Raw genomic sequence first — 8674 nt, forward strand, 5'->3', positions numbered from 1 at the left:
GGCTCAGACCTGCCGGCGACGGTTTCCCAGCGACGCGTTGATGCGTCCGGCGATGTCACCGCGATCCGTCGGCACGCTGCCGGGCTCGCTCTCCAGCCAGACGCGGAACCGCGTGGCCGCCAGCAGGCCGAACATCTCGGCGGCCCTTTCCTCGCTGTGCTTGAACTCGGTGCGCGCGGCCACCCTGCGCACGGTCTCGTCCAGTTCGGGCAGATCCGGGCGGGCGGCGAGCATCCGGGTGGCCACGGAGTGCCCGACGGCGTGGTTGCCGCACGCGCCGTCGAGCAGATGCCAGACCTCGTGGAAGAAGATCGCCAGTTGATGGAGCGGGGTCGCGCGCTCGTCGATCACGATGATGTCGCGGTCGGGGAGATCGAGCCAGAGACCACTGGCCGTGCGATGCGGGAACTCCTTGCGGAGGACGATGAGTTCGCGTCCCGTTTTCGCGCCGACCACGCGGATCAAAGCGTCGAACACGGCGTCGGGCTCCGAGGGGACCGGCACTCCGACATCGGCGACCAGCTCGTCGACGAGACGACGCATGACCCTTACCTTGCGCACTGTTCTCCCCAGGAAGTGCGAGAAGCCTGCGGCTTCGTGGCAGCGTTCTTCGCTCTGTTCAGGTCGGTGCCGATCCGGGACGACGGCACGGTCAGCCTCCGTACGCAATATGCCAAACCCGCGCTTGCCGTGCACGGGCAAGCATCCGAAGGCGGCCGCGCGATGGGGCATATGATGCTGAACAAGTCCGATAAAAGCAGACCCGTGAGTGCTGGGCCGGATGACTGGATATAGCCGTCGTCCAGGTAGCCCGAACGGCTCCGGCGGCCGCGGCGGACAGTCGCCCGCGGGTGTCAGGCCCCCCGGACGGCTCGCGAGGGACGAGGATGACCGTGCCGACCGTGCCGAGTCACCGCCCGGGAGATCCGAAGGAGAACCGGTCATGACCACATTCCCCGCCGAGCGAGCCGTCCGGACCACCCTTGAGGGACTTCTGTGGGAACCCAGCCACCGCTGGGTGCGCGGCCGGCGCGGCGAGGTGACCGTCGTCGACAGCAGGCACCCCGTCCTCGTGTGGGAGCCGGCCGTACCGGTCCCGCTGTACGCCTTCCCGCGCGAGGAGGTCCGCGAGGACCTGCTCCGCCCCGCGAAGAACCCCGCGACGGGCAGGCACACCGGATCACGGATCTTCTACGACCTCGAGCTCGACGGCGAACTCCTGGAGAACGCGGCCTGGACGTTCCCCGCCCCCGACCTGGCCGGCCACATCGCGTTCGAGTGGTTCAGCCGCGTCGGCCGAGGCCTGGACCACTGGTACGAGGAGGAGGAAGAGATCTTCATCCACCCGCGCGACCCGCACAAACGGGTGGACGCCATGGCGAGCAGCCGTCATGTGCGGGTCGAGATCGACGGCACACTCGTCGCCGACACCGTCCGCCCGGTCCTGCTCTTCGAGACGGCACTGCCGACGCGGTTCTACATCCCGCGCGAGGACGTCCGCATGGAACTGTTCGTCCCCACCGGCCACCACACCGGCTGCCCCTACAAGGGCACGGCCGACTACTGGTCTTCGCGGAGCGGAGCCGCCGCCCCGGCGAACATCCTCTGGAGCTACCCGAATCCGCTGCCGGCCGTGGGCCCGATCAAAGATCTCCTGTCGTTCTACAACGAGGCCGTCGACATCACCGTCGACGGCGAAACCCTGGAGCGCCCGGTCACCCCCTTCACCCGAGCGCTCTCGGACCACCCGCGGAGGTGAGGAAGCAGCTCACGAACAGATGCGGATCCTTCCACCCGGCGACGTGAGGATTGCGCTGCGGCGCTGAAACGGCGAACGCGGACGGGGGCCGGGAATGCCCGGTGCACGGCTGCGCCAGATCATCGGGATCGCGATCGGCGGAGGCTTCGTCGTCGTATCCATCGCCCTGCGCATGCACAGTTGGCAGGAACGGGGTTTCGCGGCCGCTTTCCTGCTCGGGGCATGCAGCTTCGCCCTGTGGGCACTCACCGTGGCCGTGGCCTCGCTCGACGACAGCTCGGCCTGGCCCGCCGTCGCAGTGACGGGACAAGTGGCCCTCACGGGTGCTCTCGTCACCCTCACGCGCAGGGCACGGCTCCGCACGGAATCCGGATTCTGCGGCACTCGACGGCCGATCCCAGGGCAGCTGGCGGCTTTCGACGTCGCCGCCCGGATGCTGGGACAGCTGCAGACTGCCGCAACCGCCCCGGCGGGAGCGGCGATCGATCAACCTCGCAGGTGGCCAAGGACGGACCGCGCCACGCGCTCCACGGCATGGCGGGCCTGGTGACACTGCGACGGGCACGAACCCGGACGGGTTCGCCCGGCCTGTCGTTCAGCCAGGGCGGTTCCCACCTCGGTCTACACCCTCGGCCGGGCTGGAGAACCTGGGTACGGTCACGGACAGCCGCAATGGAAAGATCATGCCAACTGGTGCGACCCGCTGATTTCGAGGAGGGGCAGAGAGGTGCTGCCTTGATCGCTCCGCCGAGTGGAGGGTGTCGCTCTGCTGGGTGCGAGTCAGTTGGTCTGAAGGAATCGGACACCGGAGGCAGGCTGTCCTGCGGATGGCCGTTGGTGCGACCGCGTTTGGTCCTCAGCGAGGCGTGCCCAGTTCACCGTTCGAGACGATCACCGAGCAGGGATTTACGATCACTGGGCAAGAGTTCCACAGCTCCACCCCGGCCGTGATCAGCTCCAGTACCGCGCGTTGTTCGTCGGGAGTCCACGCGGCGGACTCGCCTCCGAACAGCTTCTCGTAGGCGCTGTTATGCACCGCTCCCTGCTGGGGCAGCCGGTGGACCGCGTCGATGCCGCGGGCCAGATCCTCGAAGAAGTTCCACGTCTCCAGCACCGCACCCGGCGGGACCTTCCGGCGCACCGGATCCTCCAGCCAGTGCTGGACACGGACAAGCTCCAGCGTATTGGCCTCAGAAGTGGCCAGCCTCCGCCCCCGCCGGCTCACGTACACCCGCGCCTGCCGAACAGTCACGAACGCCGGCACCTGCCAGTGACCATCTTCTGCCAACGCATACACCTGATCGGGTTCATCGCCCCGCCCGCCGATCCACAGAACTACCGCGCTGCGGCCTCGCCCGCGCACCTGGTACGCATAGAGACTTCCACCTCCACGCCGGCGTCCGGTCGCAAACACATCTGCCATCTCGATCGTCGCCACACCCTCACACTGACACGACCTGCAAAATCCGTCGCGGCATTTCTCCGCAGCGTCTGACGGGATCGGAAATCCCAGAGAGGCCCGCTACCCGGCCAACGAGTCGAGCAGAGCCACTAGACCAGCGGTTGCCGGCCCGGGGCATCCTGGAGCACCTTGCCCGGGCGGCGCACTGGACCGGCTGGTGGCACCGTCTCGGTCCCTTGTCCGGGTCGGATCCGAAGCCGAAGGACCCGCTGTCCCGGTACGTGGTCACCGCGTTTACCTACGGCTCGGGCCTCGGGGCTGCGCAGGCTGCCCGGCACATTCGCAGGGTCTCGGCGCATGAGCTGGCTGCGATCGCCAAAGGCCACTGCACAGCGAAGAACCTGGCCCGCGCCAGTGCCGACGTCGTCGACACTCACCTCGCCTGGACCTGGTGCGGGCGTGGGGTGACGGGTCGGTGGCGGCAGTGGACGGCACGATGATGGACGCCGCGGTCGACAACCTCCTCGCCGAGACCCCCACTCGCCTACAACCCGACCCTGCACAGCACCGAGGACGCGGGCGCAGGACGGCAACGCGATGGTGACCACCAAGAAAACAGGTTGAACATGCTCAAGGTGTCGACCGAAAGCGATGTCAGAGGAGCGCCTGCTCAGGACGCGACCGTATCCCACCGCTAGTGTGTCAAATTTGAAGTGCATGGCCGTCAGCGCCTGCAACCGATACTGAAGTGGTAGGCGCCATGGGTGACATGTGGACCGGTGAGAAGGTACGCCTGCGAGGTGTCGAGCCCGAAGACTGGGAGGGCTTTCGTGACCTGGCCCAGAACACCCTTGATGTCCGCAACGCCGACCTAGTCGACCCTCCGCGCTCTGCGGAGAGTTTTCGCTCCTGGACTGCTGAGCGGGCCGGGCGTCCGCCGGGAGGTGAAGCATTCCGCCTGGTAGTCGAGGTGCTGGCCGACCACGCATTCGCAGGGTCTGTCACAGTCGGAGAGACCGACAGCCGTGCAGGACGATTCAAGACAGGTATCGCGATTATCCGCGATCACCGACGCATGGGATACGCAGCCGAGGCAACCGAACTCCTCCTCACCTACATGTTCGCCGAACAGCGCTACAACAAGTGCGAGGTGGAGGTCTACGCCTTCAACGACGCCTCCCTCGCCCTCTATCACAGGCTGGGCTTCGTCGAGGAGGGGCGGCTTCGCCAGCATGAATTCTTCGCTGGTAGCCACCACGATGTTGTGGTGCTTGGCATCACCGTCGCCGAATACTGGGCCACACATCAGCGCCCATCGGTGCGGTGATCTTCAAATCCACAGCACTGTCGTCCGCCAGAACGACGCCCTCGACAGGAAACTCGTCTGCAGAACCTTCGGACAGCTCCGCGAGGTAGGCCCGCACCTCTTCGCCGTCTTCGAACTCGTCCTCGAGCGACTCCGCGTACACACCTCTCAGGACGCTCCATCGGCTCCACGACCGCAACGCCTTGGCCGTGCTGATGGACCTGGCCGTCCGGGGGACAAGGTCAAGCCCCTCGCGGGTGGGATCAAGAGGGGCTCCGGCACGCGCAACTACCGGCGCTGTCCGTGTTCAAGGGCCGGCCGATACACCCCTTACAACAGACCCGGGAGCTTTGGAGGAGATACGCGCGGTAGCGCCCGGGGCATGCCCCGCGCGTATCTCCTCCAAAGCTCAAGAAGCAGAGCCAACGCTGATCGAAGTCAACTCATCCACAGGCCTTGACGATTACTCCTTCGAGTGGTGGGCAGGGCCCCGGAGTACATCGCTCCAATACCCGGCGATGGTGACGAGGTCCGCCTGAGACTTCATTGCTGACGACCTTTATGATCCCGGCCGGGGGTGGGATGTTGAAGCTGAGATGGGGACGAGTCGTCGGACCTGCCATTCTCGCGACGACGGTGATCTGACAGAGGGTGCACCACTGGCGGATCGGTCAGGCAGGGGCCGATCCAACGTCCGGCGCGACGACCACACCGCAGCTCGCGGAGGTAGGCCGTTTCTTACGGATCACCGCACAAGTAGTGAGGATCCGACTGGACCTCGGTCAGTCGATGCCTTCGACGATGCGGAAGTCGCGCTCGACGCCGTCGGAGAGGGCGACCAGCGCCTCCTGGTAGGCCGCGCTCTCGTACGCCGCGACGGCCTGCTCGAAGCTGTCGAACTCGACCAGGACGGTGCGCTCGGCGATTCCGGCGTCATGTGCCACGACCCGGCCGCCACGGACGACGGTCCGACCGCCCCCGGCTGCGACGGCCGGACCGGCCAGCTTGTTGTAAGCAGCCAGCTTCTCAGGGTCTGAAATGGTGCGGTAGGCGCTGACCCAGTAGCCCTTGGGCATGGAACCTCCAGTGTCGGGATGAGTGCGTCTGACTTACGGGTTGGTCTCGGACGAGCGTCGGCGGGCGAGAGCGAGGCTTGTCAGCGTCGTGATCACCATGGCGCCGATGCCGACCAGCGCCCCGGTGGTGTAGGCGCTGTCGTCGGGGAAGAGGTGGCCGGGGCCGGTGCCCGCGGCGAGGATCAGGCCGCCGATGGCGCTGCCCAGGGAGTACCCGACGCTGCGGACGACGTAGTTGAAGCTCATGGCGCTCGACGTCTCGCTCTTGGGGGTGACGGCCAGGATGACGCCGGGCATCGCGGCCGAGAAGCCGCCGACGCCGAAGCCGAGCACGCCCATCGCCGCGAACAGTTCGGCCAGGTCCGACCGGGCCGCCGCGAACAGGGCGAACCCGCCGCCGACCACGACGGCGCTGCCGGCCAGGAGCAGGGGGTCGGCGATCCGCGTCCGGACCCGCGGCGTGAGCTTGCCGGCGACGAACCCCAGTATCGAGAACGGGATGAGGACCAGCCCGGCGACGAAGGTCGTCAGCCCGAAGCCGTAGCCGGCGCCGTGCGGCGTCTGCGCGTACCGGGTGATGAGCGTGAGCAGAAGGTACATGCCGATCCCGCCGACGAACATGGCGAGGTTCGCCCCGGCGACCGCCGGGTGCCGCACCGCCCGCACATCGACCAGGGGCGTCGTGGTGCGCAGCTCGATGACGGCCCAGACGCAGAGCAGCGCCACCGCGACGACGGCGAGGCCCGCCGCCACGGCGAGGTGCCGGCTCCACAGATTCCGTTCGCCGGCGAGGAACAGCACCAGGAGCAGCGCAGCGGCCAGGACGACCGCGCCTGCCACGTCCACGCGGGCGGAGCGGCTTTCGGGGGCTTCGGGCATGGAGCGCCACGCGGTCAGGAGGGCGGCGGCGGTGACGACCAGGCCGAGGCCGTAGGCGGCCCGTACCCCGCCGAGCTCGGCGAGCAGTGCGGCCAGCGGGTAGCCGACGCCGGCCCCGATGATCGAGACCACCGAGATCAGGGCGATGACGGCCGCGCTGCGCTCCTCGGGGAGGTGGTCCCGGGCCACGCCCATCATCAGCGCCGTCAGTCCGAGCCCGACGCCCTGGGCCGCCCTGCCGGCCAGCAGCCACGCGAACGGCAGCGGCAGCACGGTGAGCGCGCTGCCGGCGACGACGACCGCCAGCGTGGCGAGGATCGTGGCCCGCCGGTGCGGGCCCGCGCCGAGCCGGCCCAGGACCGGTGTGGCGACGGCGCCGCTGAGCAGCGCGACGGTCAGTGTCCACTGCGCGCTGCCGAGCGGGACGTGGAAGGAGGTCGCCACGCTGGTGATGAGCGGCGTCCCGAGGCTGGCGACCGCCGCCACGACCAGAGTGATGAACATCAGGGCGGGGACCAGCGGCCGCGCCTCAAAACGCGCCACCGGGAACGCCTTTACTGCGGCCCCGTCGACCGGCTGCCCGGTCACTGTTTCGGCCGTTCGCGGTCCTGGCTTTCGAGCTCTGCCAGATGCTTCAGCGCCGGAAGGGCGGCCACCAGCGCCTCGACCTCGTCGCGGGTGAGCTCGCCGATCAACCGCTCGAACGCGTGGACGCCCGCCTGGCGCCGCGTCCGGACATAGGAGGCGCCGGCCTCGGTCAGGCACACCAACGTGACCCGCTTGTCGGACGCGTCGCCCCGCCGCTCGACCAGGCCGGACTCCTCCATCACCCGGACCAGGGTGGTCATCGCGGGCTGGGTGACGCCCTCGACCGCGGCCAGATCGGTGATGCGCCGCGGGCCGGTCCGGTCCAGGGTGGCCAGGGTGGCGGCGGACGTCAGGCTCATGTCCCGGGGCAGGCGTCTCGCGGCCCTGGTGGCCAGGCCGTAGAGGGCTGCCCCGATGGCGGCGGACGCGCCAGGAGCGGTGTCTTGACGACTCACGCTCGAAGCATAGCATTTTTATATTCATAGTTTATGTAAATGGTCGGCTCCCAGCGGACGGCCTCGACGGCTGGGAGTCGGTGACGTCGCGGTGCGCTGCCGCATCGACTTCAAGGTTCCTCGACTGGAGCTGTGGCACAGGGTTGATGCGGTACTCACGTTCCGCCTACCGGTTCCGGCATCGTGAGCCACGGCTGTGGCTCGCCGCTCACTCCGGTCTCGGTCGTCTGAAAAGGGCGAACCGGCCACGCTGCGCAGGCGGTTCGGCAGCGAACTCGTCGACCGCCAGCCTCGCCTTCCCCTGAACCCGGCACGGTCGGCGGTCTTGGATCATTGTCGATCATGCCCATGACCTGCAATGATCCATATCCATGCCGAACCATGATCACGCGGGAGTTCGTCGCGGGCGGGAAGTGCGAGACAGTCACCGACGACGGTGAGTGCAGCGACAGTTGGGACGGCATGGCCGCGTGGTGTCCACGGACATCGCCCCGGCGGAGAAGGCTCTGCCGGGAGGGGGCAAGAAATAGTGATGCGGAAGGCCCGAATGCATGGCGTGGCCGCGGGATTTGTTCTCCTGACGGCCGCTTCAGGGTGCTCCTATCCGGAGCCGTGCGCCGGAGTCGGAGTCGAGTCCGGCGTGAGCGTGCTGTTCCAGCATCAGGGTTACGGTGATCTCACCGGGGCCCTTGTGGAACTGTGCACGCGAGGCGAGTGCACGAAGGATCGACTGCGGAACGAGGACATCACGAACCTTCACCTCCCGCTGTCCGGCGACGTGGATCCCGATTCCGGCCCGATCCGTCTTCGGGTCACCCGCAGGGACGAGGCCCAGCCCGTCATCAACGTGTCCGCCGACGTACGGCTCACCTTTCAGTCCGACGGCTGCGACGGCGGCGCCCACAACCGGGGGCTCGCCTTCACCAAGGAAGGGGGTCTGACGACAAAGATCCCGACGGTTCTGCAGAGAGCCTGGAGTCAGCAGGTCAGGTCCCAAGCCACCACGATGCCCGACCCTTCCGCGTCCTCCTGATCGCAGAAAGGCCACGCCCGCCAGCCTCCGCACGAGGCCGGGCGGCTCCGTTGTGCCGAAGCGAACGCGGCACCTGGCCCCTGAGAAGCCGTTGCTCTATCGATCTTGGTGGGCGTGAGTTCGAGGTTGTCGACGCGGTCGGGTGATCTCGTGGCCGGCCAGGCATGAAAGCGGGG

Annotated in this window: 10 protein-coding genes; 5 read left to right on the top strand and 5 right to left on the bottom strand. The window is 67.9% G+C overall.

Translation table 11 applies throughout. From position 1 onward, the window contains the following. Positions 1 to 3: 3 nt before the first annotated feature. Positions 4 to 543, bottom strand: coding sequence for a toxin-antitoxin system, toxin component (locus ACWEBX_RS28660; RefSeq protein WP_451887686.1), 540 nt, complete (start codon positions 541 to 543; stop codon positions 4 to 6). A 400-nt stretch (positions 544 to 943) separates the two neighbouring features. On the opposite strand from ACWEBX_RS28660, the gene ACWEBX_RS28665 reads away from it, so the two are divergent. Next, positions 944 to 1759 carry a DUF427 domain-containing protein gene (locus ACWEBX_RS28665; RefSeq protein ID WP_451887687.1) on the top strand — a complete coding sequence of 272 codons (816 nt, stop codon included), beginning with the start codon at positions 944 to 946 and terminating at the stop codon, positions 1757 to 1759. A 94-nt stretch (positions 1760 to 1853) separates the two neighbouring features. Further along, positions 1854 to 2309, top strand: coding sequence for a hypothetical protein (locus tag ACWEBX_RS28670; protein WP_451887688.1), 456 nt, complete (start codon positions 1854 to 1856; stop codon positions 2307 to 2309). Between the two features lie 306 nt (positions 2310 to 2615). Here ACWEBX_RS28670 and ACWEBX_RS28675 read toward each other — a convergent pair whose 3' ends face one another. After that, positions 2616 to 3197, bottom strand: a complete 582-nt coding sequence (locus ACWEBX_RS28675; RefSeq protein WP_451887689.1) for a hypothetical protein — start codon at positions 3195 to 3197, stop codon at positions 2616 to 2618. A gap of 125 nt (positions 3198 to 3322) precedes the next feature. Here ACWEBX_RS28675 and ACWEBX_RS28680 point away from each other — a divergent pair, with 125 nt between their 5' ends. Further along, the gene (locus ACWEBX_RS28680; RefSeq protein ID WP_451887690.1) at positions 3323 to 3661 is read left to right on the top strand and encodes a Tn3 family transposase; all 339 of its coding nucleotides are present in this window, start codon (positions 3323 to 3325) and stop codon (positions 3659 to 3661) included. A 260-nt stretch (positions 3662 to 3921) separates the two neighbouring features. Next, positions 3922 to 4488 carry a GNAT family N-acetyltransferase gene (locus ACWEBX_RS28685; protein WP_451887691.1) on the top strand — a complete coding sequence of 189 codons (567 nt, stop codon included), beginning with the start codon at positions 3922 to 3924 and terminating at the stop codon, positions 4486 to 4488. Between the two features lie 761 nt (positions 4489 to 5249). Here ACWEBX_RS28685 and ACWEBX_RS28690 read toward each other — a convergent pair. The 3 genes from ACWEBX_RS28690 to ACWEBX_RS28700 are packed head-to-tail and all read right to left on the bottom strand — an operon-like array spanning position 5250 to position 7369. Continuing rightward, positions 5250 to 5543, bottom strand: a complete 294-nt coding sequence (locus ACWEBX_RS28690; RefSeq protein ID WP_451887692.1) for a DUF1330 domain-containing protein — start codon at positions 5541 to 5543, stop codon at positions 5250 to 5252. 33 nt (positions 5544 to 5576) lie between these two features. Further along, entirely contained in the window at positions 5577 to 7010 is a 1434-nt protein-coding gene (locus ACWEBX_RS28695) for an MFS transporter (RefSeq protein ID WP_451887693.1), read from the bottom strand. Then, complete coding sequence (locus ACWEBX_RS28700; protein ID WP_451887697.1) at positions 7007 to 7369, bottom strand: MarR family winged helix-turn-helix transcriptional regulator; 363 nt, start codon at positions 7367 to 7369, stop codon at positions 7007 to 7009. Before ACWEBX_RS28700 ends, ACWEBX_RS28695 begins: the two co-directional genes overlap by 4 nt. 736 nt (positions 7370 to 8105) lie before the next feature. Between ACWEBX_RS28700 and ACWEBX_RS28705 the strand changes: the two genes are divergently transcribed. After that, on the top strand, positions 8106 to 8498 hold the full coding sequence (locus ACWEBX_RS28705; protein WP_451887694.1) for a hypothetical protein: 393 nt from the start codon (positions 8106 to 8108) through the stop codon (positions 8496 to 8498). Positions 8499 to 8674: the final 176 nt, after the last annotated feature.

This window comes from Streptomyces sp. NPDC005070 (assembly GCF_053600395.1).

Coding starts and splice junctions, on each gene's coding strand:
- ACWEBX_RS28660 (WP_451887686.1), bottom strand. CDS start 543: ATGCGTCGTCTCGTCGACGAGCTGGTCGCCGATGTCGGAGTGCCGGTC.
- ACWEBX_RS28665 (WP_451887687.1), top strand. CDS start 944: ATGACCACATTCCCCGCCGAGCGAGCCGTCCGGACCACCCTTGAGGGA.
- ACWEBX_RS28670 (WP_451887688.1), top strand. CDS start 1,854: ATGCCCGGTGCACGGCTGCGCCAGATCATCGGGATCGCGATCGGCGGA.
- ACWEBX_RS28685 (WP_451887691.1), top strand. CDS start 3,922: ATGGGTGACATGTGGACCGGTGAGAAGGTACGCCTGCGAGGTGTCGAG.
- ACWEBX_RS28690 (WP_451887692.1), bottom strand. CDS start 5,543: ATGCCCAAGGGCTACTGGGTCAGCGCCTACCGCACCATTTCAGACCCT.
- ACWEBX_RS28700 (WP_451887697.1), bottom strand. CDS start 7,369: ATGAGCCTGACGTCCGCCGCCACCCTGGCCACCCTGGACCGGACCGGC.